Here is a 23233-nt window from a genome sequence, read left to right on the forward strand (position 1 = left end):
TGCCCTCCCTCGCACCCCGGGTGACCGGATGTCCGGGCGCCGGGGGGACAGGCGGGATACCCGCGGATCCCCTGACGCTCTCCTGATGATCGCCGAGGGGATGAGCGGAGTCGAGCGTGTTTCGCGGCCCGGGCTCCGAAGAGCGGGGGCCCGCCCGTTCGGGCACGGAGGTGCGGATACGGCCGTAAGGATACAACAGTTTCGGCCCAGCGGGCCGGAAGGATCCCGTCACACCCCGCCCGGCCGGACGGCCCGGCTCCCCGGCTGGAGTCCGCCCGACCGGAATCCGCCCCGCCGGAGTCCGCCCGGCTAGAGCCCGCCCGGCCGGAGTCCGCCCGGCTAGAGCCCGCCCGGCTGGAGTCCCGCGTCGCGGGCGAGGAGGGCGGCCTGGACGCGGTTGTCACAGCCGAGCTTGGTCAGGATCCGGCTGACGTACGTCTTCACCGTGGCCTCGCTCATATGCAGCCGCCGCCCCGCGTCCGCGTTGGAGAGCCCCTCCCCGAGCAGCGCGAGCACCTCGCGCTCCCGCGTGGTGAGCCCGTCGAGGCGGCGCCGGGCGGCCTCCCCCCGGGTGGTGGCCCCGGGGGAGGAGAGCGCGTCCGCGACATGCCGGGTGGCCGCGGGCGAGAGATACGCGTTGCCCGCGGCCGCCGCCCGCACCGCCTGGATCAGCTCGTCGGGCGCGGAGTCCTTGAGCAGAAAGCCCGCACCGCCGTGGCCGAGCGTCCGCAGCACGTTGTCGCGCTCGCCGAAGGTGGTGAGGATCAGGACCCGTACCCCCGGCGCCGCGCGGCCGAGTTCGACCAGGGCCGTCAGCCCGTCCATCACCGGCATCTGGATGTCCAGCAGCGCCACGTCGACGCCGCCGCCCCGGGCCCTCTCCACCGCCTCGCGGCCGTCCCCCGCCTCGGCGACCACGTCGATGTCGTCGGCCGAGGTGAGGATCATTCTGATGCCGGCCCGGATGAGCGGCTCGTCGTCGGCGACGAGGACCCGGATCACACAGCCTCCTGCGCGGTGTCGGTCGGGAAGTCAGGGGGATCGAGAAGCGGATCGCGTGCCCCCGCCCCGCCCGCCATCATGCCCTGCTCCGTACCGCGCCCTCCTCCGCACCCCCGCCTGACGCACCCCCGCCTGACGCACCGTCGGCTGCCCGGCCGCTCGGCCTGCCCGCCCTGCCTGGCCTGCTCGGCCTGCTCGGCCTGCTCGGCCTGCTCGGCCTGGTTGACCTGCTTCGCCTACGTGGCCTACTCGGCCTGATAGGTCTCCTTGACCGCCAGCTTTCCGTCCTGGAAGCAGAACCGGAAGACCGTGATGGTCTCCAGACTCGTGTCCTTGTCGGAGGTGAAGTGCCGGCAGGTCGCACCCTCGGGCAGCATGGGCCCCTGGTTCGCCAGGTCGGAGGTGAGCAACGAGTCCTCCTTGGGGAGCGTGGCCTGGACATCCGCCTCGGGATCGCCCACCTTGGCCGCCTCGTACACGCTCGGCGAGATGTCGGCCTTCTTCAACTCGTCCTTGAGGGCGCCCACTCCCCAGATTCCCAGGGCGACGACGCCCACCACGAGGAGGACGGCGATGACGCCACAGCCGATGGCGACGTTCTTCTTGGTACTCATGAAGGTGGTGAGCTCCCTCTGCGGATCGGCCCGGTTGATGACCGCTCCACCGTCGCCCACCGGTCCGGGCCGCCTCTGCCCCCGAAAGTCGCTCCCCGGCACGACGGAGGTCGCGCCGCGCGTACCGTGAGCGCCGCTCCCCCGGCCCGCGTCTCCGCTCCCCCGGCCCGCGTCTCCGCCCTCCTCCCCGTACGGGAGCATGCCCGCGATCCGGAACCCGCCGTCCTCGGTGGGCCCGGTGTGCACCATGCCCCCGACGAGCCCCACCCGTTCCCGCAGCCCCTTCAGCCCCTGTCCGCCGCTGATCTCCGGCGGCACCTCGGGCGCCCCGCCCGGCACGGGCCCGTTGGTGACCTCGACGACCAGGCTGTCCGGCTCGTACCGCAGGGCGAGGCGTATCGGGGCGCCCGGCGCGTGCTTGTGGGCGTTGGTCAGGCCCTCCTGCACGACGCGGTACGCCTCGTGATCGGCGGCCGGGGCCAACGGCCGCCGCTCCCCCGTCCGGTCCAGCTCCACCGCGGTGCCGGCCGCCCGCGAGGCGCCGACCAGGCCGTCGACGGCGGCGAGGGTACGGGGCGCGGGGGCACCGGATCCGTTCCGTACCCCCTGGTGGGAGCGGTGCCCCTCCTGCCCCTGCGGCGGCTCCAGCCGTTCCGGCCGCTCCTGTTGCCCCCCGGACCCCCGGTCGTCATGGAGGACGCCCACCGCCTCCCGCAGCTCCGCCATCGCGGTGACCGAGGCGCCCCGGAGGATCCGTACCGCCTCCCGCTGGTTCTCGGTGAGTTCCGGATCGACCTGGAGGGCGCCCGCGTGCACGGAGATCAGGGCGAGCTGGTGGCCGAGGCTGTCGTGCATGTCGTGGGCGATGCGGTTGCGCTCCAGCAGGCGCGCCTCCCGGGCCACCATCGCCTGCTCACGCTTGAGTTGCTCGTTGTTCTGTCGCAACGCGTCGAGCAGTGCCCGGCGTTGGGTCCGGTAGCGGGCGACGAGGGCCGGCACCACGGACAGCGGGAGGAAGAAGCCCAGGCTCAGCCAGACCGACACGGGCAGGGCCATGGCGGCACCCACCTTGAGGTCGGTGACGACGGACAGCAGGGTGTAGAGCACGCACGCGGCACCGAACGCGGCGACCACGCGCCAGGGTTCCCTGATACGCCGCCCCGCCGACCAGCTCACACAGATCAGCAGCAGGGTCGTCATGGTGTTCCACCCCCCGGCCAGCGGGGCGGTGGCGACCAGCGCGGTCGCGGGGAGCGCGTGCCGTACCGCCGACAGCAGGGCCACCGCCGCCACGAGGACCAGGGACAACACCCCGCCCCCGCCCTGCAACACCTCGGCGCTCCACACGAACCCGGCGAGGGTGAGGGCGAGTACCGCCTCCCAGACGGTCCGGCCGGGGCGCCGGACCACCCCGTCGGCGAGCCGCCGCCGGAAGCCCCGCGCGATGCGGCCGGCGTCCGCTCGTCGTATGTCCACGTCCACCAGGTCCACGTCCACTTCCACGTCCACAGGCCGACGGTAGGCGGCTCAGCGGAAGGCGCACGTCGGCCAAGCGTCGTGCCACCGTACGACGAAAGTTGACACCTGAGCCGGGCAACGGAGTTGACACCTTTCGTCGCCCTGGGCCGCGACTTACGGAGACTGCGCCGGCCCCGCCGGTCCGATGACGATAGGCGGGCCGAACGGAACACGCGCCGGCGGGACGAGCACGGGACGCGTACGGGACGAGCACGGGACATGTGCGGGACGAGTACGGGACATGTGCGGGACGGACAACGGGAGACACGAGATGGACAGCACGGATACGGGCACCGGTACGGACACAGGAACCGGCCCGGACACGGGCACGGGCACAGGCACAGGTACGGGCACTCCCCCGAAGCCGCGTACGCCGCTGAACCTGAGCAAGACTCCGGGCACGGACACCCAGGGCACCGAACTCCCGGACATCCAGTCCCACGACACCTTCATCATCCGGAAGAAGTGGAGCCTCAAGGCAGGCGATTACGTGGTGAGCGTGGCCCGCCCGGACGGCTCCGAGGGCGAACCCGTCGCGTTCGCGCGCGAGAGGCTGATGTCGCTCAGGGGCGAGGTGACCGTCTACACGGATGAGTCCAGGAAGTCCGTCCTGGCCGGCTTCAAGGGCCGCGACGACGAGATGGGCTACATGTACGACGTGCGGGACGCGTCGGGCCAGTCCTTCGGTTCGTTCTACGAGGACCCGGGCTCGTCCATCCTCCGCAAGACGTGGCACATACGGCAGCCGGGGACGATGGAGCTGATCGGCAGCGAGCGCAGCCGGGTGGTGGCCTTCATCCGGTTCGTCTGGGGGTTCGTCCCGTACCTCGAATACGCGCCGTTCATCTGGCCGTACCGCTTCAGCTTCACCGAGAGCGGCAGGCGGCTGATGACCGTCGACAAGAAGCTCGGACTGCACACCCGGTACGTACTCAAGATCCTCGCGCCCGACATCGACCGCCGCCTCGCCATCGTCCACGCGCTGGCCCTGGACGCCCTGGACGTGGACTGACACCTGCGGACGGCGTTGCCGATAGGCCGCCGTGCGGCATATGTTGGCCGGATGAGCAAGCAGGAGCCGCACGAGCACGAGCCGCACGAGCACGAACTGCGCGAGCACGAACTGCGCGAGCCGACCCTCCTGATGCTGACCGCGCTGGCGGACGCGCCCCGGCACGGTTACGCCATCGCGCAGGAGGTGAAGGGGCTCTCCGGCGGAAGAGTCGTGCTGCGCACCGGAACCCTCTACGGCGCCCTGGAACGCCTGCTCAAGGACGGGCTGATCGCGGTGGAGCGCGAGGAGGTCGTCACCGGACGGGCCCGCAAGGTCTACGCGCTGGCCGAGCCGGGGCGCCGGCGGCTGGCCGCCGAGGCGGAGCGGATGGCGGCGACGGCGCGCGAGGCCACCCGGCGGCTGGGCATCTCCGCGGCGGCGACGGCCCCGGCGTGACCGGGACGGAGACCACCGGCCCCGGCGTGACCGGCGCGGGCGCGACCGGCGCGGGCGCGACCGGCGCGAGCGTGATCGGCGCGAGCGTGATCGGCGCGAGCGTGATCGGCGCGGCGATACGCCTGTACCCGAGGCGGTACCGGGAGGAGTACGGCGCGGAGATCCGGGCCGTCTACGAGGAGACGGCGGCGGAGGCGTCGGCCGTGAACAGGCTCCGGGAGACGGCGGACATCGCCGCCCACGCGGTACGGATGCGGCTGGGTCTGAACTCCTCGACGGCGGCCGGCCGGATCCTGGCGGCGGCGGCCCCGTACGCGGCGGGCGCGGCGGCGGTGACGTACGGCACCCACCTCACGAGCTGGTACGCGGCCCTGGCGACCACCCCCACCCGCCTCCCCCTCTCCGCCGCTCTCCCCCCGGACGCCTGGACCGCGCTCCTGCTCGCCTCGGCGGTGGTCTGCGCGGGGGCGGTGACGGCGCTGACGGGCCGGTGGCACGCGGGGGCCCGCACGGTGGCCGCGGGGCTGGTGGCGGTGGCCGTCGCGGCGCTGATCAGCGGCCCGGCCTTCGCCGACCCGGTGGTCACCCCGGCCATGGCGCTGCTCACGGCCCTGGTGGTGCTGGCCTGCCCACCCGGCCTCCACCCGACTCCCCGGGCCCGCAAGGCGGCGGGCACCATGACGATCGCGGCATGGCTCCCCCTGGCGGCCCTGCACACGGGGGCGCTCCCCATCACCACGGACTACGGCCTGTGGCCCCTCCTGGTCCTGGCCGCCACGATCCTGCCGCTGTCCCTGCGCGCGAGGTCCGCCGGCCGGCGCGAGACCCTGACGATGACGGCGGCCTGTCCCCCGCTCCTCGCGTACGCCTACACCACGGCCTGGGGCACCCCGCTCCCGGTCCTGACCCTGGCCACGGTGCTCCCCCTGGCAGGCGCGCTGGCGGCGGCGGCCCACGCGATACGAGGACGGGCACGGGCACGGACACGGGTACGGCTTCCCCACTCCTGAGCGGCTGCCCCGCGGACACACTCCCCCACGCCCCCGGAACTCCCCACTCCGGACTCCCACTCCGCCGCCCCCACCCCCTCACACTCCGCCAGACGACATATACTTCCCCCCGACGTATTCAGCCGTCCCCACCGTCCCCAGCCGCCGAGGGCAGGGGCGTCCTCACGCCGACCGGAAGCGCCCCGCCCCATGCCGTTCACGCCGGCCCACCCCGCGGCCGTACTCCCGCTGCTGCGCCACCCGTTCTCCCCGGCCGCCCTGGTCTGCGGAGCCATCGCCCCTGACGTCCCGTACTTCCTGGCCGGCGCGGGTATCCCGGTGAGCGCACAGTCCTGGTACGAGCCGTTCCTCAACGCCACGTACTCCCATACGCTGCCGGGCCTGACCGTGGCCCTGCCGAGCGCGCTGGCCCTCCTGGTCCTGTACGGGGTGGTACGCCGCCCGGTGGCCGCCCTGCTCCCCACTCACCCCTCCCCCGCGAGAACGGCCTCCCACCCCGCGGTCTGGGTGCTGCTGTCCGCCCTGACAGGCATAGCGACCCACTTGGTGTGGGACTCCTTCACCCACGCGGACGGCTATGTGGTCGAGCACGCGGCCGTCCTCCGGACCCAGGTGGCGGGCAGCCTCACCCTGGCCCGCCTGATCCAGCACCTCAGCACGGTCGGCGGCCTGGCTGCGGTGGCGATCCACCTCTGGCACCGCCGCCCCCGTACCCCCCGTACCCCCCGGACACCTGCGACCACTCCCTCCTCCACTACCGCCCCTGCTCCGTTCCCCGCCCTCCCCCGCCCGGCGCGGCGAGCGGCGGTGGCGACCCTGACCACGGCCACCCTCATCGGCGCGGTCACCGGAGCGGCGGCGACCCTCGAAGACAGCAGGGGCGGGGCGGCCCACCCCGAGCAGGTCCCCCTGCGCGACCTGGCGGAAGCCACCGCAGCGACCGCCCTGACCAGCGCGGGCGCCGCCCTCGCCGCCGCGCTGGCCCTCTACGCGGCGGCCTGGTGGAGCTACACCGCGCTCCGCCGCACCACGCCATCCACCTGACCGGCCCTCCTCCCGGCCCGTACGTACGGGATCTGTTCGATCACCCGCGCCAGGGAGCGGAACGTGTCCGCCGGGAGGAGCGCGTCGCAGTACGGGAGCGCGGCGGCCATCGGCGCCACGCGGGGCTCGTAACCGGGGGCCCCGGCCCGGGGGTTGATCCAGACGACCCGGTGGGCGCGGCGGCGCAGGCGGGACATGGCGTGGGCCAGTTCGGACGGGGGGTCGCCGTCCCAGCCGTCGGAGCCGATGATCACGATCGCCCCGCGCAGCGCCCCGCCGTGGTGCGAGGCGAGCAGTGTCCGCAGGCAGCCCGCGATCCTGGTGCCCCCGAACCGGTCCGTGACCTGCGCCGTCGCCCCCTCGATCGCCGCCTCGGCGGAACGCCGGCGCAGCACCGCCGTCAGCCGTGTCAACCGGGTCGCGCACGCGAAGACCTCCGCGTCGGCGGTGAGCGCCAGCGCCCGCATCAGATGGAGGTACGCCACCGCCTGCGCCTGCATCGAGCGGCTGACGTCGCAGACCATCACGACCCGGCGCGGCGCCGCCACCGGCGCGACCCGCACCAGTTCCATCGGCTCCCAGCCGGTACGCCGCGACCGCGCCAGGGTCCGGCGGAGCGCCACCCGGCCCCGCCTCCCCCGCCCCGGCGCCACCCGCCGCGACCGCCGGGCGGGCCACTCCCGTACGGCCGCCTCCAGCCACCGCCCGAGCAGCGCCGTCTCCTCGGGCGTCAGCCGCTCGAACGGTACGTCGGCCGCCCCGGCCAGCGCGCTCGGCAGCCGCGTCGGCACCCCGGGCCCGCGCTCCTCCGCCCGCGCGTCCTCGCTCTCCGCCACCACCTGCGGCCGGGTCGCCCAGGGCAGGGCCCCCGCGCCCTCCGGGGTGGTGCCGGGGCGCACCGAGTGCGGGCGCCGGCCCGGGGCGCTCTGCGGCCCCGCGAGGGCGGTACGGCGCGCGTGCGGGTCCAGGGCGAGGAGCGCGTCGCCGAACAGCGCGTCGAAGACCGCGTCGAAGAGGGTGAGTTCGGCGTGGCGGCGTACGAGCGTGGTCCGCGCCGTCCAGTACAGCCGCGCCTTCGTCACCGGGCGCACCGCGCCCAGCGCGCGGACGAAGTCCTCGACCGCCGTGACCCCTGCGGTCACCCCGCGCGCCCGCAGCCGCTCCGCGAACGCCACCGCGAAGGCCGCCCGGTCCACCCCCCGCAGGAGGGGCGGCACGCCGGGCGGCTCCGGCGCGTCAGCGGACAAGGAAGTAGACGACCAGCGCGATCAGGACCAACGCCCCTGCCACGACCGGCAGGAACCGCTTGTAGACCGAGCCCCCCGCTATCCCCATCAGGTCGAGCGGAGCCACGTCGTCGTCCAACTCCTCGGGGACGGCGGCGGCAGCGGGTGCAGGCGCGGCTGCGGGCGCGGGCGCGGGCTTCGTGGACGGCTCGGGGTCCCGTACGCGTACCGGAGGCTGCTCAGGGGTCCGTACGGGGTCAGGGGCCGGCGCGGGCCCAGGGGTCCGTACGGGCTCAGGTGCCGGCGCGGAATCCCGTACGGATCCCGGTGCCGGCTCCTCCCGTACCGGCTCCGGGGAGGGGCCGGGATCGGCCGCCGCGACCTCCTTCGCCTCCTCCCCCCGCGCCGTCGCCTCCTCCCCCGTGCCCTCATGAAGCCGCGCCTCCAGGTTCTCCACGAACTGGGCCAGCAGCTTCACCGACACCTCCTTGATCATGCCGCTGCCGAACTGCGCGACCTTTCCCGTGATGTTGAGGTCCGTCACCACCGTGACGACCGTCCTCTCCCCCTCCGCCCGCAGCACCGCGTCGATCAGCGCCGACGCGTTGCCGGCGCCCCGCGAGTCCTTGCCCTTCGCCCGGATCACCGCCCGGCGCGCCGCCGCGTCCTTCTCCACGATCTCCGCCGTGCCCGCGTACTGGCTGACCACCGGGCCGACCTTGATCCTGACCTTTCCGCGGTGGACGCTCCCGTCCACCCCCGTGAGCTGCGCGCCCGGCATGCACGGCGCGATGCCCTCCAGGTCGGTGAGCACCTCCCAGGCCCGGTCGACGGGCACCCCGACGGTGAACTCGTTGTCGATCCTCATGGGTTCCTCCGTTGCTACGCCGAGGCGGGCTCGGGAAAGCCCAGCCCGTCGAGGGCGTCGGTGATCGTGGTGTGGTCGTCCGGACTCTTGGCGATCGTGCTGAGGGTGCGGACGATGTCCGCGCGCACCAGCTCCGAGGCGCGCAGCGCGGAGAGCGCGGAGACCCAGTCGATCGTCTCCGCCATGCCCGGCGCCTTGTCGAGGTCGAGCCCTCTGACCCGGCCGATGAACTCCGCCGCCGAGGCGATCAGCGGCTCGTTCGCGGCGGGTACGGAGCGGCGCAGGATCTCCGCGACGCGCTCGGGCGCCGGAAAGTCGATCCAGTGGTAGAGGCAGCGGCGGCGCAGCGCGTCGTGGAGCTCACGGCTGCGGTTGGAGGTGAGGATCACCACGGGGCGCCTGGCCGCCGTGAACGTCCCCAGTTCGGGGATGGTGATCGACGCCTCCCCGAGGAACTCGAAGAGCAGCGCCTCGAATTCGTCGTCCGCGCGGTCGATCTCGTCGATCAGCAGGACGGGCGGTACGGGGCCGCGGTGCCGGATCGCGCGGAGGATCGGCCGGTCCTGGAGGAACTCCTCGGTGAAGAGATCCGCGTCCGCCGGCCGCCGCCCGCCCCGCGCCTCCGCGAGCCGTACGGCGAGGAGCTGACGCTGGTAGTTCCACTCGTACAGCGCCTCGCCGGCCGTCAGCCCCTCGTAACACTGCAACCGTACGAGCGGCGCGCCCATCGCCTGGGCCAGGGACTTCGCTGCCATGGTCTTGCCCACACCCGGCTCGCCCTCGACCAGCAGGGGCCGGTCCAGGGCGAGGGCGAGGTAGAGGGCGGTGGCGGTCCCGTCGTCCACGAGGTGACCCACGGCGTCGAGGCGGCGCCGGATGTCGTCGGCGTCCTGGAAGGGGACGCTTGGTGAGGTCTCCGGCATGCCGTCACCGCTGCCCGGCGGCATAGCGGTCACGGCACCCCGGTGCGCAGAACCAGACGTCGCCACCGCCGACGGAGAGCCGCGGGGTCTCCGGCATGACCGTCACCGCCATACCGCAGACGGGGTCGGACACCGTTATGGGGGCGGTTGTGCCTCCGGGCGGCGCTGCGGGGGCGGCCGTGCCTTTTGGCGACGTTACGGGGGCGGTTACGCCTCCGGGCACCGCTATGGGGGCAGCCGTGCCCTCGGGCGGCGCTGCGGGGGCGACCGTGTCCCCGGGCGCCGCTGCGGTGCCGGTCGCGCCCTCGGGCGCCGCTGCGGGGGCGGCCGTGCCCTCGGGCGGCGCTTCCGCCTCGGCCCCGGCTTCCGCCCCGGGCGCCGCTTCCGCCCCCGCTGGAATGCCTGCCCCGGCCGACATCCCCGCCCCCGCCGGAATCCCCGGCCCGGCCGACGCCTCCGGGTCCCGCGCCCCCTTGCCCCGCGCTGCCGTGCCCGGTCCCGGGCCTTTCCCGCGTAACGCCGCGACGACCTCCGCCAGGATCGACAGTGCCACCTCCGGGGGCGTGCGCGCGCCGATGTCCAGGCCTGCCGGGGTGCTGATACGGGCCCGTTCCGGCGCGCTCAGGCCGAGTCCGTCCAGGACGGCGCGGCCCCGGCGGGCGCTCGCCACCAGGGCTGTGTAGCCGACGCCCGCGTCCAGCGCGGCCCGCAGCGGGGCGGTCTCGTCGCGGCCGTGGGAGGCGACGATCACCGCGTCCACCCCGGCGAGGGCGTCCGGCTCCGCGAAGGCGCCCGGCAGGGCCCGCGCCGTCGCATACCCGAGGATCTCCGCGATCGCGGCCAGCGCCTCCGCGACCGGCGTCTCGCCGACGATCCCGATCAGCGGCGGGGGCACTCTCGGCTCCAGGAAGATCTCCAGCGCCCCGCCCGACAGGCAGGGGTTGACGACCACCTTCGCCCCCGGCGACTCGGGGAACTCCGCCGCGCCCTCCGGCAGCACCCGCAGCAGCAGCGGCCCGCCGCCGCGCAGGGCGCCGAGTGCCGCCGTACGGACGGTGCCCTCGGCGCACACCCCGCCGACGAAGCCCTCGATCACCCCGTCCCCGGTGACGATCGCCTCGTCGCCGGGGCGGGCGGAGCTGGGCACCTGGGCCCGTACCACCGTCGCGTGGACGAACGGCACGCGCCCGGCGGCCAGTTCGGCCATCCGAGCCGCCACCCCGCGAGCCGCCGCCCCGGCCGCACCCCTCCCGGCCGCCACCGCCCCGGCCGTACCCGTCCCGGCCGCCGCCCCGGCCACCGCCGAACCGGCGGCCGTCCCTCCGACCGCCGCCGCCCCGGCCGCCGACCCGCCGGCCGCCACCGCGGCCGTGTCCGCCGCGCCATCGCCCATCGCCCCGGCCGTCACCGTCGTCGCCCGCGTCGTCGTCATGGTCATCCGTACGTTCACCACCCTCATAACCCTCACTTCGACCGGGCACGGCCCCGGGCACCCTCCGCCGGGCCGCCCGGGACCGGTCCCCCGCACCGCCACGGCCGGGACCGGTCCCGGCCTCCGGCACCTCCGCCTCTCCCCCCGGCACCTCCGCCTCTCCCCCGACACGCCCGCCTCCCGGCTCCCGGCTCCGCCCCCCTCCCCGCCCTAGATCGGCGGCGCCCCCCGCCCCCGCATCGCCTCCCACACCCGTGACGGCGTCAGCGGCATGTCCGCGTGCCGGACGCCGTACGGGCGGAGCGCGTCGACCACCGCGTTCACCACCGCCGGCGGGGAGCCGACCGTCGCCGACTCGCCGACGCCCTTCGCGCCGATGGGATGGTGCGGGGAGGGCGTGACCGTGAACCCCGTTTCCCAGTCGGGGACTTCGAGCGACGTGGGGATCAGGTAGTCCATCAGCGAGCCGCCGAGACAGTTGCCGTCCTCGTCGAACGAGATCATCTCCATCAGCGCCATGCCGACCCCGTCGGTGAGCCCGCCGTGCACCTGCCCCTCGATGATCATCGGGTTGATGCGCGTCCCGCAGTCGTCCACCGCGATGAACCGGCGGACCGTGACCCGCGCCGTCCCCGGGTCGATGTCGACGACGCAGATGTACGCGCCGTGCGGGTACGTCAGGTTCTCCGGGTTGTAGCAGATCTGCGCCTCCAGGCCGCCCTCGACGCCCTCCGGCAGATCACCCGCGCCGTGCGCCGCCATCGCGATGTCCTGGATGGTGACGGACTTCGCCGGGTCGCCCACGACCCGGAACTCACCCTTCTCCCACTCCAGATCGGCCACCGAGACCTCCAGCATCCCGGAGGCGATGAGCCGCGCCTTGTCCCGGACCTTCCGGGCGACCAGCGCCGCCGCCGCGCCGGAGACCGGGGTGGAGCGGCTGCCGTACGTGCCGAGACCGAAGGGGGTCTGGTCGGTGTCGCCGTGCACCACGTCGATGTCGGCGGGCGGGATGCCGATCTCCTCGGCGACGATCTGGGCGAACGTCGTCTCGTGGCCCTGCCCCTGGGTCTGCACCGAGAGCCGTACGACCGCCTTCCCGGTCGGGTGGACACGCAGCTCGCAGCCGTCGGCCATGCCGAGCCCGAGGATGTCCATGTCCTTGCGCGGCCCCGCGCCGACCGCCTCCGTGAAGAACGAGACGCCGATGCCCATGAGTTCGCCGCGCGCCCGCTTCTCCGCCTGCTCGCGCCGGAGTCCGTCGTAACCGGCCAGCTCCATGGCGAGCCGCATCGTCGGGTCGTAGTCCCCCGAGTCGTACACCCATCCCGTCCTGGTGGTGTACGGGAACTGCTCGGGCCTGATGAAGTTCTTCCGCCTCAACTCGACCGGGTCCATGTCGAGTTCGAAGGCGAGGCAGTCCACGATCCGCTCGACCAGATAGACCGCCTCGGTGATACGGAACGAGCAGGCGTACGCCACCCCGCCCGGCGCCTTGTTGGTGTGGACGGCGGTCATCCGGGCGTACGCGGCCTCGATGTCGTAACTGCCGGTGAAGACCCCGAAGAAGCCCGCCGGATACTTCACCGGCGCGGCCACCCCGTTGAACGCCCCGTGGTCGGCGAGGACATCGGTGCGGATCGCGAGGATCTTCCCGTCCCGGGTCGCCGCGATCTCGCCGCGCATGATGTAGTCGCGGGCGAACCCGGTGGAGATGAGGTTCTCGGAGCGGTCCTCCATCCACTTCACCGGCTTCCCGGTGAGCATCGAGCCGACGATCGCGCAGACGTAACCCGGGTAGATCGGCACCTTGTTGCCGAATCCGCCGCCGATGTCCGGTGCGATCACCCGGATCTTGTGTTCGGGCAGCCCGGCGACGATCGCGTAGAGCGTACGGTGCGCGTGCGGGGCCTGGGTGGTGGACCAGAGGGTGAGCCGGCCGTCGACCGCGTCGTAGTCGGCGACGGCGCCGCAGGTCTCCATCGGCGCCGGGTGCACGCGCGGGTAGACGATGTCCTGGCCGACGACGACTTCGGCCCGGTCGAAGACGGCCGCCGTCGCCGCCGCGTCACCGGTCTCCCAGTCGAAGCAGTGGTTGTCCGTCTTGCCTTCGAGGTCGTCCCGGATGACGGGCGCGCCGGCCTCCAGCGCGCGCCGTACGTCGACGACCGGGTCGAGCTGCTCGTACTCGACGTCGATCAGCTCCAGTGCGTCGCGCGCCGCGTAGCGGTCCTCGGCGACGACGAAGGCGACCTCCTGGCCCTGGAAGCGGACCTTGTCGGTGGCGAGCACCGCCTGTACGTCGTTGGAGAGCGTGGGCATCCACGCGAGCCCCTTTTCGGCGAGCATCGCGCCGGTCACGACGAGCTTCACCTTGGGGTGCGCCTCGGCGAGGGAAGTGTCGACGGAGAGGACGCGCGCGTGGGCCATCGGGGAGCGGAGCACGGCGAGGTGGAGCATGCCGGGGAGCTGGACGTCGTCCACGTAACGGCCCCGGCCCCGGATGAAGCGGGGGTCCTCCTTGCGGAGCATCCGGCCGTGCCCGCAGGGCTTCCGGTCGTTGTCGGTGAACGCGGTGGCGGGGGCGGCGGGCCCCGGGACGGTGGTGCTCACGCCGCACCTCCGCCCGTGGCCCCGGCGGCGCCCGCGCCGGACTCCGTACGAGCCGCACCGGCCGCGCCGGCCGTATCGACCGTACGGGTCCCGGCCTCCTCCGCGGCGGCCCACCGCACGGAGCGGACGATGGAGGCGTAGCCGGTGCAGCGGCAGATCTGGCCGGAGACCGCCTCCCGTATCTCCTGCTCGGAGGGGTTCTCGTTACGGTCCAGCAGCGCCCGCGCCGTCATCAGCATGCCCGGCGTGCAGAAGCCGCACTGGAGGCCGTGGCACTCCATGAACCCCCGTTGTACGGGGTCGAGTTCGCCGTCGCGCTCCAGCCCCTCGACGGTCCGGATGTCATGGCCGCCCGCCATCGCGGCCAGCACCGTACAGGACTTGACGGGCTCGCCGTCCATCCGTACCACGCACGTACCGCAGTTGCTGGTGTCGCACCCCCAGTGGGTGCCGGTGAGCGCGAGATGGTCGCGCAGGAAGTGGACGAGGAGCAGCCGGCCCTCGATCTCACGGGTGACCTCGTCACCGTTGACGACCATGGTGACCTGCATGGATCACTCTCCCTGGGGATGCGGGGCGGGATACGGGGCGGCGGTACCGGTACCGCCGGCGGGACCGGTACCGCCCGTGGGACCGGCATGTCCGGCGGCGCGGGCGGCTTCGGCGATACGGGCGGCGTCGGCGATACGGGCGACGGAGCGCCGCAGGGTGCGTACGGTCAGCTCCTTGGCGAGGTGGCGCTTGTACTCCGCGCTGCCGCGCCGGTCCGTGACCGGGTCGCAGGAGGCCGCCGCGATCTCGCCGGCCCGCGCGTAGACCGCCTCGGAGGGCTCCTGCCCGCGCAGCGCGGCGGAGATCTCCGGCAGCCCGGTGGTGTTCGGGCCGACGGCGGCGAGCCCGACCCGGGCGTCCTCGATCACCCCGCTCCCGGCGTCCAGCCAGACGGCGGCGCCCGCCGAGACCACCGCCCAGTCGCCCGCGCGGCGCTCGACCTTCTCGTACGCGCTGGACCCGTTGGGCCGGAGCGGGAGGACGACCTCGATCAGCATCTCGGCGTCGCCCACGGCCGTCTCGTACGGGCCCCGGTGGAACTCCTCCATCGTGACGGTCCGCCGCCCGCCGCTGCCCTGGATCACACAGCTCGCGCCCAGGGCCGTACAGACGGCGGAGAGGTCCTCGGAGGGGTCGGCCTGGCAGAGCGAGCCGCCGAGCGTGCCCCGGTTGCGGACCACGGGGTCGGCGATCACGCGCTCGGCGTCGGCGAAGACCGGGAAGGCCCCGGCGAGCGCGGCGGACTCCAGCAGCTCGCGGTGGCGGGTCAGGGCGCCGATCCGGATACGGTCCGGCTCGGCCCGGATATAGCCCAGCTCGCCGTAGAGGTCGTTGATGTCGATCAGGTACTCGAAGTTGGCCAGCCGGAGTTTCATCATCGGCAGCAGACTGTGCCCGCCGGCCACCAGCCGGGCCGTGTCACCCAGCCGGCCGAGGAGTCCGATGGCGTGGTCGACGCTGGTGGCCCGTTCGTACTCGAAGGGGGCGGGAACCTGCATCAGCGATCCCTCTCTCGTGGCACCCTCGCCACAGCCGCTCGCCGGCCCCCGTCGACGCGGTCATTGGGCGCCACGGGGTGCGGAAAGTCAACAGCGAATTAAGGTGTCACTTAGGTCCCCCGCACGGGCCCGGGAACGCGGCGTCGGCACGCCTCGGGGACGGCTTAAGCAATCCCTGAAGTCCCCTTTGACAGCCCGGGGCGCGGATGCCCAGGCTGCGTCGGCAAGAGCCCAGGAAGCGGGAACGCCTCCAGCGGCGAAGGGAGCGCAGGTGCGGGACATCACCGGAGCCATCGCCGCATGGCACGCCGCGGGGGTACGTTTCGCGCTGGCCACCGTCGTGCAGACCTGGCGCTCCGCGCCGCGCGCGCCGGGCGCGGCGATGGCCGTCGCGGAGAACGGCGAGGTGGCAGGCAGCGTCTCGGGCGGGTGCGTCGAGGGCGCGGTGTACGAGGTGGCGCGGGAGGTCCTGGACACCGGCGAGGCCCAGCTCGTCACGTACGGGATCAGCGACGGCGACGCCCTGGAGGCGGGCCTGACCTGCGGCGGGATCGTGGACATCCTGGTACGGCCGACGGACGCCGCCCACTTCCCCGGCCTGCCCGGCGTCCTGGCACGGATCGCGGCGGGAACCCCGGTGGCGGTGGCGTCCGTACTCTCCGGCGGGGATACGGCACCGGAACTCTCCGACGGCGATACGGCACCGGCACCGGCACCGGCACCGGCACCGGCACCGGGCGGCAACCTGGTGGTGGTCCCGGAGGTGCCCGGGGCGGAGTCCGGCACGCTGGGCGGCGGGGAACGGCTGGACGCGGCCGTCACCGAGCAGGCGCGCGGTCTGCTGGCGCAGGGGCACACCGGGGTCGTCCGGGTCGGCCGCCACGGGGAGCAGCGCATGGACGACCTGGCGGTCTTCGTCCAGTCCTTCGCGCCGCCGCCCCGGATGCTGGTCTTCGGCGCGATCGACTACGCGGGGGCGGTGGCCCGGATGGGCAAGTTCCTCGGCTACCACGTCACGGTCTGCGACGCGCGTCCCGTCTTCGCGACGCGACAGCGCTTCCCGGACGCGGACGACCTGATAGTCGACTGGCCGCACCGCTACCTGGAGCACCACCCCGTGGACGCGTCCACGGTGATCTGCGTCCTGACCCACGACCCCAAGTTCGACATCCCGCTCCTCGAACGCGCGCTGCGCACCCCGGCGCGGTACATCGGCGCGATGGGCAGCCGCCGCACCCACGACGACCGCCTGACCCGCCTGCGCGAGGCGGGCCTGACCGACCAGGAACTCTCCCGCCTCTCCTCCCCCATAGGCCTCGACCTGGGCGCCCGCACCCCCGAGGAGACGGCGGTGGCCATCATGGCCGAGATCATCGCCCTCCGCTGGGGCGGCACCGGCGAACGCCTGACCCGCACGGACCTCTCCATCCACCACTGACACAGACACACCACGCCACATGGCTCCCCCGGCCGGCCGCCCCGCGTGGCCTCCCGCCCGGGATCACTCCAGCGCGGCGATCGCCTTGAGAATCAGGGCACGGGCTTCGGCGCCGTACACGGCCATGGCACGCAGCCGCTCGAACGCCTTGACGTACTGGGCGATCTCGGACGGCTGGGTCACGCTGATCGAGGCCGAGACCAGTTCCACGGAGACCAGGGTGTCGTCATAGATGTGGAAGGTCTCTTCGGGCCAGTGGGCCCGTCCGCGCGTCGCCATGGGGATGATGCCCAGGGATACCGCGGGCAGTGCCCCGACCGTGAGCAGGTAGCCGAGTTGGGCGGCCATCGCCTCGGCGTCTCCGACCTGGTGGCGGAGGACCGATTCCTCAAGGAGAAAGACAAACCGGTGTCCGGCCTCGTGGATGACGCGGGAGCGGTCCATGCGCGCACGGACGGCCTCGGCGTTGTCGTCGGGGGACAGACCATGAAAGCGCGCGGCGATGGCGAGTACGGCGGTGGCGTACCCCTCGGTCTGGAGGAACCCGGGCACCACGGTGGACGAGTAGAGCCGGAACGTTTCGGTCGCGCGGTAGAACGGCACCAGTCCGGCTTGTAGTTGCTTGAGCCCACTGCGTACCTGGTGGCGCCACTCCTTGTACATCGACTCGGCGTTGAGGGACTGAGCGATCAGGTCCCGTACGTGGTCCCGGGAGCCGGTGGCGGCACACCACTTGCGGATATCCGTCGCCGTGGGGCCCGTGAGCGCGTTCTCGATGCGCGAGGTCTTCGAGTAGTGCCACCCGCACCGACGGGCCAGCTCAGTGATGGTCAGCCCGGACTCCTTGCGCAGGTCGCGCAGGCGGCCGGCGACGGTTTCACGCGCCGCGCGGGCGGACGAGGAGGGGGAGACGGACATGAACCGGCCTGTCGGTACTTCCTGTCAGCGGATCTCGTACTGGCCGTGCGGAACCGCGCGCGCCCACACGGCCTCGAACGCCTCGGCACACAGCTTGGCGGCCGATGTGTCGTCCGACATCTCCTGGCCGGCCCACGCGCCCGAGCCGGTGAAGTGGTTCCACCGGATCAGGCGGCCGTCGAACAGCCAGAAGTCGTTCCCCGGCAGCGCGAGGTCCGAGGCGTTCCGCCGGGGCAGCCACCGCACCTGCTCGCCCGCGTGCACGTTGACGTCGGTTCCGGCGTACTCGTACCGGATGTAGTCGGTGACCGGCTCGGAGACCACACGGGCCCGCCGTACGACCACCCCGCGCGCGACGGCACCCCCGATCAGCTCGACCCAGGGCGCCCACGATTCCGAACCGGGATCCCTGTCCCTCCGCCCCGTACGCGACCAGGTTCGGAAGCCTTCGGACTCGTCGCTGACGGCGTACTGGTCCCGCATCTCCAGATGCACGGCCGAATGCGCGCAGTCGGCGATGAGTTCAGCGAAGGTGGGCTCGCTCGACGGCATCACACGCCTCCCTGATCATGTGCACCATCCTGGCCGGGATACGGATGACCGCCTCGTCGTCCGGGATGCCCTTCGCATGCCCCGGAAGCTCGAACGCGGCGCACTTCGCCTCCAGTTCGGCCCCCGGCTTCAGCCCCTGGAACACGAACTCCTGCTCGTCCAGGTCCACCCAGACGGTGGGGCTCTTGTCCTTCTCGGTGGCGGGGTCGATACCGATGAACAGTAGCGACATGACTGCCTCCTCTGCCATGGCCATGGCCGTGCGGCTCTTTGCTTCAGATTCCGGGACCGGGCCCCCCTCGTCAAGCCCTCGAAAGTGTGCTTCCCCGTAGTGAAACGTGTTTCCGCAAACATCTGCACATAGCTGGCGAACCCTCACCCCACGCCCCTAACGTCGGCGAGCACGGCACCCCGCCGCCGCCCACTGAACCGTCCCGGATCCCCCGAACCACCCACCACTCCCAACTCCCCTCCAACTCCCCGGCCCCGCCCGGGGAATCCCCCGCCCGTAAAGGAGCCCCCCATGCCGGACCCGACCCCCCTTCCTCCCGTGCGGGCGCCCCGGTGACCGGGGCCGTTCAGGGCGTTCCGGCCGCCGCCCTCGCCGCCCTCGTGCTGCCGGACCCCGACCGCCTCGCCCCGGAGCGGGCCCGTGGCGCCGTATGCGTCTGGTGCCGCGCCCGGCTGACCGGTGACGCCGTCGTCGACCTCGGCGAACGCAGGTCCGGCGACGGCCGGTGGGTCTTCCCCCGGGCCGGCACCCCTCGGCTCCCGTCCGCCACTCAACCGAGTGAAAGGAGGGCAGAACGACACACACACCGCACCGCGCGACGCGAGACTCGGCGCCCTGATCCCGGAGAGGACGCCATGGCGCTCATCTGCCCGCACTGCAAGGCCCCCGAGGCCGTCTCCTACGTGGAGAACGAGGACGGCAAGACGCTGTTCCCCTGCCTCGTCTGCGACCGGCCGCCCTCGCCGGGGCACACCCACACCGTCGCCGTCTCCGCGCCCTGCGCGACCGACGGCTGCGGCGGCGAGGTGCGGGACACCTACGTGTACGGGATCCGGGGCCGCCTGATCACAGCGGAACGCCGGCCGTGCGCGTTCTGCGGAACGCCCAGAACGGCGGTACGCGACGGCCCCCGCATCCGCCGCCCCGGATACCGGTCCCCGGGCAGCCCCGGGTAGCCGGGTACGGTCCCCGGCTCGCCGCCCCCGGACCCGGCGGCGGTCACAACGGGCAGAACGGGCGAGGGCCCCGGACCGGGAACGGTCCGGGGCCCTCCGAGCCTGCGGCTCACCTCGGTGGGCGCGGACGGTTTCGAACCGCCGACATCTGCTTTGTAAGAGCAGCGCTCTACCCCTGAGCTACGCACCCGTGGACGAGGGACCAGCGTACATGGCCCACCGCACCGCACCGCAAACCCGGGTTCACGGCGGGCGAGGCCGAGGGAGGAGGGGAGGGGAGGGGAGAGGGGGTACGGGGGTTAGCCCCACCTCTGGGGCGGTGGGCGGCCGGATGGGCAAGGGAGACCGGGGTCCCTAGCCTGTGGGGGTACCGAACGTCGCCGGGTGGGCCGGTGGCGGAGACCCTGGGGGACGACCACCGTGACCGTACGACCGACGCACCCGCACACCGGCGCGCAAGCGGATGCGGATACGCATAGCCATGTGCATACCCATGCGGATGGGTATGCACAGAACCGCGCGCACCGCCATGTTCGTACGCGCCGTCCCGCCCGTCCCGCCCGCACCCTCCTCGCGGCCACCGGCGCCGCCCTGCTCGCGCTCACCGTCGCCGGCTGCGGCGCGGACCCGTCGGAGGCACCCGTCGAGAAGAAGTCCTTCGAGTACGGCGGCAAGGCGCTCACGATCGAGGGCGGGAACTCCGCGATCGAGCTCTCGACCGGTGACGTACCGGACATCGAGGTGACCCGCCAGGTCGACGGCTGGACCTTCCTCGGGAGCGGCCCCAAGGCCGAGTGGAAGCTGTCCGGCGACACCCTCACCCTTGAGGTGAAGTGCCGGGCCCTGATGAACAACTGCCAGGCGCTGCACAAGGTGACCGTGCCCAGGGACGTCGCCGTGGAGGTCCGTACGGACAACGGGAAGGTGACCGCGGCCGGGTTCGCCACCCCGCTGAAGCTCACCACCGACAACGGGTCCATCTCCGTACAGGACGGCCGCGGGCCGCTCGACCTCACGACCCAGAACGGGAAGATCACGGCGAAGGGCATCACCGCCCCGACGGTGAAGGCCCGGACGGACAACGGCTCCGTCCACCTCACGCTCCGTACCGCCCCGGACACCGTCGACGCCGCCACCGACAACGGGTCGATCGACATCCGCGTCCCCGAGGCGGGCGCGCCCTACGCGGTGACCACGGCGACCGACAACGGGAGCATCGACGTCTCCGTCCCCAAGGACGCCAAGAGCTCCCACGTGGTGAAGGCCCGCACCGACAACGGGAAGATCACGGTTCGCGGCGCGAACTGACCGGCCCGTGTGTTCGTCATCACCTGATGGGACAATGGGTTTCCAGGAGTCCCAGGGCAGGGCAGGGCGAACTCGGCACGGGAGAGTGATGTGACGGCGACCCACGCGCGGCCGTACGGAAGAGCCAACGCACACGCCGCCGGAACGACCAGGAAGGCCGACACCGGCGCCGGAGCCGGGACAAGGGCCGGAGCGGGGAACACCCGTACCACCCGCGCCGGGAACACCCGCGCGCTCCGCGACGCGCTCGCGCTCGTGCTGCTGCCCCTGCCGCTCCTGGCCGTCGCCGCCCTGCCCGCCGCCTTCGCCGGCGGCGGCACCCGCCGGTGGTTCGGCGGGCGGGCCGAGAACCTGCGGGCCGAGGCGCAGGAGGCGAAGGACGCGGCAGCGGCCTCGTTCTACGCGCTCGACACCGCCCAGCGCGACCTGCGGATCTCCATGGAGACGATCAGGGCGGTCGACGACTCCCCCGAGGCCCGCCGGGCCGAGTCCGGGTTCACCGCGCTCGGCGAGCGGATCGACCAGGTGAGCCACGCGTACATCACCGCCGTCGACGCGCACGACCTCGACAAGGACGACCTGGAGGCGTCCGCCGCCACCCGCGCCCGCTCCGACCTGACCGCCGCCCAGCGGGAGCTGGACAAGGTCAAGGCCGACCTGGACCGGTTCGAGTCGACGCTCGCCCCGCTGCTCGACAAGGCCGAGACCCAGCTCGCCCGGCTCGCCCCCGCCGTGGAGCGGGCCCGGCAGGCGCTGCTCGCCGCGAGCAACGGCCTGGACGCGGTGCGCGCCGCCGGCCTCCGCGCCGACGACCTCGCCACCCGCCTCGCCGCCCTCGCCCCGGAGCTGACCAAGCTCAACCAGGGCGCGGGCCGGCACGGCGTGGCGGAGACCCTGCACCGCGCCGAGCAGGTCAAACGGGACGCCGAGGCGGTACGGGCGGAGGCCGAGCGGCTGCCCGAGCGCGCGCGGGAGATCGACCGGCGGCTGGTCTCGCTCCGTACCCGCGCCCAGGCCCTGACCACCCGCGCCGGCACGGTCGACCCGGTCCTCAGCGAGCTGCGCCGGCGCTTCTCGGCCGCCTGCTGGCAGGACCTCCAGCAGGTCCCGGCCCAGGCGGCGAGCGGCGTACGGCAGGCCGAGGAGAAGCTCGCCCAGGCGGCGAAGGCCCGCGAGGAGCAGCGCTGGCCGGACGCGACCGCGCTGCTGAGCACGGTACGGGCCGTCCTCGACGGCATCGACGAGGCGGTCTCCGCGGCGGGCGACCGGCTCCAGCGGCTGAACGCGGTCGCGAAGGACCAGCAGCAGGAGATCGACCGTACGCGCTTCGCCATCCGCGACGCGCAGCGCCTGGCCATGTCGGGCCGCACCACCCCCGACCCGCGCCACGCCCGCCCGCTGGACGACTCCGTGGGGCGGCTGGACCGGGCGGTGGCCGCGCTGGAGGGACGCCACCCCGACTACTGGCGCTTCCTGACCGAGACGGAGGCGATACGGCAGCGGGTGGCCCAGGTCGTCGCGGAGATCCGCGGGGAGCGCGGCGCCGGGCACTGAGGCCCCTCCCCCTCCCCCTGAGCCCATCCCGCGGTCGAGTTGTCGGGGCGCCCGGACGGGCGGATCCTGGTGAAACGTACGGATACGTACCGGCCCGAAGGAGGCCACCATGGCCACCCCCGCGATCGGCCCCTCCCCCGGTGACTTCACCGGCCGCCACCGCCTGGGCCCCGGCTCTGGCCAACGCCCCGGTCACGCCCGCCGCAGCCGCCGGCGCGTGATGCTCGACGAGCAGCTCCCGCTGGACCACCGGCTCAACCAGGTCTACCGCGTCGGCGCCGGACTGATGGGCCTCGCCCTGATCGCCTTCGGCATCCTCGGGCTGATGGACCGGATCGGCTTCTTCGGCACGGGCGGCCAGCGCGTCCTGGGCCTCAACGCCAACGGCACGCTCAGCGTCCTCTCCATCTGCGTCGGATTGCTGCTGCTCGCCGGGATGGTGATCGGCGGGAACACCGCTTCGACCATCAATATGGTCCTCGGGCTCCTCTTCATCCTCAGCGGTTTCGTCAACCTGGCGTTGCTGGAGACCAGTTACAACTTCCTCGCCTTCCACATCCAGAACGTGCTCTTCAGCTTCGTCGTCGGAGTGCTGCTGATGTTCTTCGGGATGTACGGACGGGTCAGCGGCAGCCTGCCGCACGACAATCCGTACTGGCGCGCCCGCCACCCGGAGGAGGCGGAACGGCAGGAACGGCAGGCGCGGGCGCGGCGGGCACAGCAGACGCGGCAGGCGCTACGGGAGCTTCCGGAGCCGGGGGCGTCTCCTCGCGTCGGATAATCTGAGCCGCATGCCTCGCTACGAGTACCGCTGCCGTTCCTGTGGTGACACCTTCGAACTCAGCCGCCCGATGGCCGAGTCCGCGGCTCCGGCGACCTGCCCCGAGGGGCACGACGACACCGTGAAGCTGCTCTCCACCGTCGCGGTCGCCACCGGCGCCACCGGCTCCCAGGGCGGCGCCCCCTCCGCCGGGCCGTCCGGCGGTGGCGGAGGGTGCTGCGGGGGCGGCTGCTGCGGCTGAGAC

Annotated in this window: 22 protein-coding genes and 1 tRNA gene; 10 read left to right on the forward strand and 13 right to left on the reverse strand. The window is 73.3% G+C overall.

The annotated features are described in order from the left end of the window. Positions 1–339 precede the first annotated feature (339 nt). Together AB0O07_RS13395 and AB0O07_RS13400 are read right to left on the reverse strand one after the other, a co-directional pair. Positions 340–1002, reverse strand: a complete 663-nt coding sequence (locus tag AB0O07_RS13395) for a response regulator transcription factor (protein ID WP_365631389.1) — start codon at positions 1000–1002, stop codon at positions 340–342. A gap of 245 nt (positions 1003–1247) precedes the next feature. After that, on the reverse strand, positions 1248–3125 hold the full coding sequence (locus AB0O07_RS13400; protein WP_365631391.1) for a histidine kinase: 1878 nt from the start codon (positions 3123–3125) through the stop codon (positions 1248–1250). Between the two features lie 280 nt (positions 3126–3405). On the opposite strand from AB0O07_RS13400, the gene AB0O07_RS13405 reads away from it, so the two are divergent. The 4 genes from AB0O07_RS13405 to AB0O07_RS13420 all read left to right on the forward strand — a co-directional run bounded on the left by AB0O07_RS13405 (position 3406) and on the right by AB0O07_RS13420 (position 6638). Next, entirely contained in the window at positions 3406–4146 is a 741-nt protein-coding gene (locus AB0O07_RS13405) for a hypothetical protein (RefSeq protein ID WP_365631393.1), read from the forward strand. Between the two features lie 51 nt (positions 4147–4197). Beyond that, positions 4198–4584 carry a PadR family transcriptional regulator gene (locus AB0O07_RS13410; protein ID WP_365631395.1) on the forward strand — a complete coding sequence of 129 codons (387 nt, stop codon included), beginning with the start codon at positions 4198–4200 and terminating at the stop codon, positions 4582–4584. Next, entirely contained in the window at positions 4581–5594 is a 1014-nt protein-coding gene (locus AB0O07_RS13415) for a hypothetical protein (protein ID WP_365631397.1), read from the forward strand. Before AB0O07_RS13410 ends, AB0O07_RS13415 begins: the two co-directional genes overlap by 4 nt. Positions 5595–5783: 189 nt before the next feature. Further along, positions 5784–6638, forward strand: coding sequence for a DUF4184 family protein (locus tag AB0O07_RS13420; RefSeq protein WP_365631399.1), 855 nt, complete (start codon positions 5784–5786; stop codon positions 6636–6638). Here AB0O07_RS13420 and AB0O07_RS13425 read toward each other — a convergent pair. The 7 genes from AB0O07_RS13425 to AB0O07_RS13455 all read right to left on the reverse strand — a co-directional run bounded on the left by AB0O07_RS13425 (position 6602) and on the right by AB0O07_RS13455 (position 15250). Next, a complete protein-coding gene (locus tag AB0O07_RS13425; protein ID WP_365631401.1) occupies positions 6602–7885 on the reverse strand; it encodes a VWA domain-containing protein in 1284 nt (427 codons plus the stop codon). The two genes, AB0O07_RS13420 and AB0O07_RS13425, sit on opposite strands and share 37 nt — an antisense overlap. Continuing rightward, a complete protein-coding gene (locus AB0O07_RS13430) occupies positions 7875–8732 on the reverse strand; it encodes an SRPBCC domain-containing protein (RefSeq protein ID WP_365631403.1) in 858 nt (285 codons plus the stop codon). The genes AB0O07_RS13425 and AB0O07_RS13430 overlap by 11 nt, the downstream gene beginning before the upstream one ends. A gap of 14 nt (positions 8733–8746) precedes the next feature. After that, positions 8747–9679: a MoxR family ATPase gene (locus tag AB0O07_RS13435; protein WP_365631604.1), complete on the reverse strand. Its 933-nt coding sequence runs from the start codon at positions 9677–9679 to the stop codon at positions 8747–8749. After that, on the reverse strand, positions 9660–11114 hold the full coding sequence (locus tag AB0O07_RS13440; protein WP_365631405.1) for an XdhC family protein: 1455 nt from the start codon (positions 11112–11114) through the stop codon (positions 9660–9662). The genes AB0O07_RS13435 and AB0O07_RS13440 overlap by 20 nt, the downstream gene beginning before the upstream one ends. A gap of 183 nt (positions 11115–11297) precedes the next feature. Next, positions 11298–13700: an aerobic carbon-monoxide dehydrogenase large subunit gene (locus AB0O07_RS13445; protein ID WP_365631407.1), complete on the reverse strand. Its 2403-nt coding sequence runs from the start codon at positions 13698–13700 to the stop codon at positions 11298–11300. Then, on the reverse strand, positions 13697–14251 hold the full coding sequence (locus AB0O07_RS13450; RefSeq protein WP_365631409.1) for a (2Fe-2S)-binding protein: 555 nt from the start codon (positions 14249–14251) through the stop codon (positions 13697–13699). The genes AB0O07_RS13445 and AB0O07_RS13450 overlap by 4 nt, the downstream gene beginning before the upstream one ends. Before the next feature lie 3 nt (positions 14252–14254). After that, the gene (locus AB0O07_RS13455; RefSeq protein WP_365631411.1) at positions 14255–15250 is read right to left on the reverse strand and encodes a xanthine dehydrogenase family protein subunit M; all 996 of its coding nucleotides are present in this window, start codon (positions 15248–15250) and stop codon (positions 14255–14257) included. Positions 15251–15521: 271 nt separating this feature from the next. Here AB0O07_RS13455 and AB0O07_RS13460 point away from each other — a divergent pair, with 271 nt between their 5' ends. Beyond that, positions 15522–16688, forward strand: a complete 1167-nt coding sequence (locus tag AB0O07_RS13460; RefSeq protein ID WP_365631413.1) for an XdhC/CoxI family protein — start codon at positions 15522–15524, stop codon at positions 16686–16688. A gap of 63 nt (positions 16689–16751) precedes the next feature. Here AB0O07_RS13460 and AB0O07_RS13465 read toward each other — a convergent pair whose 3' ends face one another. The 3 genes from AB0O07_RS13465 to AB0O07_RS13475 are packed head-to-tail and all read right to left on the reverse strand — an operon-like array spanning position 16752 to position 18390. Continuing rightward, positions 16752–17606 carry a helix-turn-helix transcriptional regulator gene (locus tag AB0O07_RS13465; RefSeq protein ID WP_365631415.1) on the reverse strand — a complete coding sequence of 285 codons (855 nt, stop codon included), beginning with the start codon at positions 17604–17606 and terminating at the stop codon, positions 16752–16754. A 24-nt stretch (positions 17607–17630) separates the two neighbouring features. Further along, positions 17631–18158, reverse strand: coding sequence for a DUF6879 family protein (locus tag AB0O07_RS13470; protein ID WP_365631417.1), 528 nt, complete (start codon positions 18156–18158; stop codon positions 17631–17633). Next, the gene (locus AB0O07_RS13475) at positions 18130–18390 is read right to left on the reverse strand and encodes a hypothetical protein (RefSeq protein ID WP_365631419.1); all 261 of its coding nucleotides are present in this window, start codon (positions 18388–18390) and stop codon (positions 18130–18132) included. The genes AB0O07_RS13470 and AB0O07_RS13475 overlap by 29 nt, the downstream gene beginning before the upstream one ends. Before the next feature lie 635 nt (positions 18391–19025). On the opposite strand from AB0O07_RS13475, the gene AB0O07_RS13480 reads away from it, so the two are divergent. Further along, complete coding sequence (locus tag AB0O07_RS13480; RefSeq protein ID WP_365631421.1) at positions 19026–19346, forward strand: hypothetical protein; 321 nt, start codon at positions 19026–19028, stop codon at positions 19344–19346. A 118-nt stretch (positions 19347–19464) separates the two neighbouring features. On the opposite strand, the gene AB0O07_RS13485 is transcribed toward AB0O07_RS13480, so the two are convergent. Next, positions 19465–19536, reverse strand: a tRNA-Val gene (locus tag AB0O07_RS13485). A 293-nt stretch (positions 19537–19829) separates the two neighbouring features. On the opposite strand from AB0O07_RS13485, the gene AB0O07_RS13490 reads away from it, so the two are divergent. The 4 genes from AB0O07_RS13490 to AB0O07_RS13505 all read left to right on the forward strand — a co-directional run bounded on the left by AB0O07_RS13490 (position 19830) and on the right by AB0O07_RS13505 (position 23230). After that, the gene (locus AB0O07_RS13490; RefSeq protein WP_365631423.1) at positions 19830–20654 is read left to right on the forward strand and encodes a DUF4097 family beta strand repeat-containing protein; all 825 of its coding nucleotides are present in this window, start codon (positions 19830–19832) and stop codon (positions 20652–20654) included. 255 nt (positions 20655–20909) lie between these two features. Then, entirely contained in the window at positions 20910–22208 is a 1299-nt protein-coding gene (locus tag AB0O07_RS13495) for a hypothetical protein (protein WP_365631606.1), read from the forward strand. A gap of 220 nt (positions 22209–22428) precedes the next feature. After that, complete coding sequence (locus AB0O07_RS13500) at positions 22429–22989, forward strand: DUF4383 domain-containing protein (RefSeq protein WP_365631608.1); 561 nt, start codon at positions 22429–22431, stop codon at positions 22987–22989. Between the two features lie 10 nt (positions 22990–22999). After that, a complete protein-coding gene (locus AB0O07_RS13505) occupies positions 23000–23230 on the forward strand; it encodes a zinc ribbon domain-containing protein (protein ID WP_365631425.1) in 231 nt (76 codons plus the stop codon). The last annotated feature ends 3 nt before the right edge of the window (positions 23231–23233 follow it).

It is taken from the genome of Streptomyces sp. NPDC093085 (assembly GCF_040683935.1).
GTDB lineage: Bacteria > Actinomycetota > Actinomycetes > Streptomycetales > Streptomycetaceae > Streptomyces.

Coding starts and splice junctions, on each gene's coding strand:
- AB0O07_RS13450 (WP_365631409.1), bottom strand. CDS start 14,251: ATGCAGGTCACCATGGTCGTCAACGGTGACGAGGTCACCCGTGAGATC.
- AB0O07_RS13470 (WP_365631417.1), bottom strand. CDS start 18,158: ATGCCGTCGAGCGAGCCCACCTTCGCTGAACTCATCGCCGACTGCGCG.
- AB0O07_RS13430 (WP_365631403.1), bottom strand. CDS start 8,732: ATGAGGATCGACAACGAGTTCACCGTCGGGGTGCCCGTCGACCGGGCC.
- AB0O07_RS13475 (WP_365631419.1), bottom strand. CDS start 18,390: ATGTCGCTACTGTTCATCGGTATCGACCCCGCCACCGAGAAGGACAAG.
- AB0O07_RS13480 (WP_365631421.1), top strand. CDS start 19,026: ATGGCGCTCATCTGCCCGCACTGCAAGGCCCCCGAGGCCGTCTCCTAC.
- AB0O07_RS13440 (WP_365631405.1), bottom strand. CDS start 11,114: ATGAGGGTGGTGAACGTACGGATGACCATGACGACGACGCGGGCGACG.
- AB0O07_RS13500 (WP_365631608.1), top strand. CDS start 22,429: ATGCTCGACGAGCAGCTCCCGCTGGACCACCGGCTCAACCAGGTCTAC.
- AB0O07_RS13410 (WP_365631395.1), top strand. CDS start 4,198: ATGAGCAAGCAGGAGCCGCACGAGCACGAGCCGCACGAGCACGAACTG.
- AB0O07_RS13435 (WP_365631604.1), bottom strand. CDS start 9,679: ATGCCGCCGGGCAGCGGTGACGGCATGCCGGAGACCTCACCAAGCGTC.
- AB0O07_RS13465 (WP_365631415.1), bottom strand. CDS start 17,606: ATGTCCGTCTCCCCCTCCTCGTCCGCCCGCGCGGCGCGTGAAACCGTC.
- AB0O07_RS13505 (WP_365631425.1), top strand. CDS start 23,000: ATGCCTCGCTACGAGTACCGCTGCCGTTCCTGTGGTGACACCTTCGAA.
- AB0O07_RS13405 (WP_365631393.1), top strand. CDS start 3,406: ATGGACAGCACGGATACGGGCACCGGTACGGACACAGGAACCGGCCCG.
- AB0O07_RS13420 (WP_365631399.1), top strand. CDS start 5,784: ATGCCGTTCACGCCGGCCCACCCCGCGGCCGTACTCCCGCTGCTGCGC.
- AB0O07_RS13455 (WP_365631411.1), bottom strand. CDS start 15,250: ATGCAGGTTCCCGCCCCCTTCGAGTACGAACGGGCCACCAGCGTCGAC.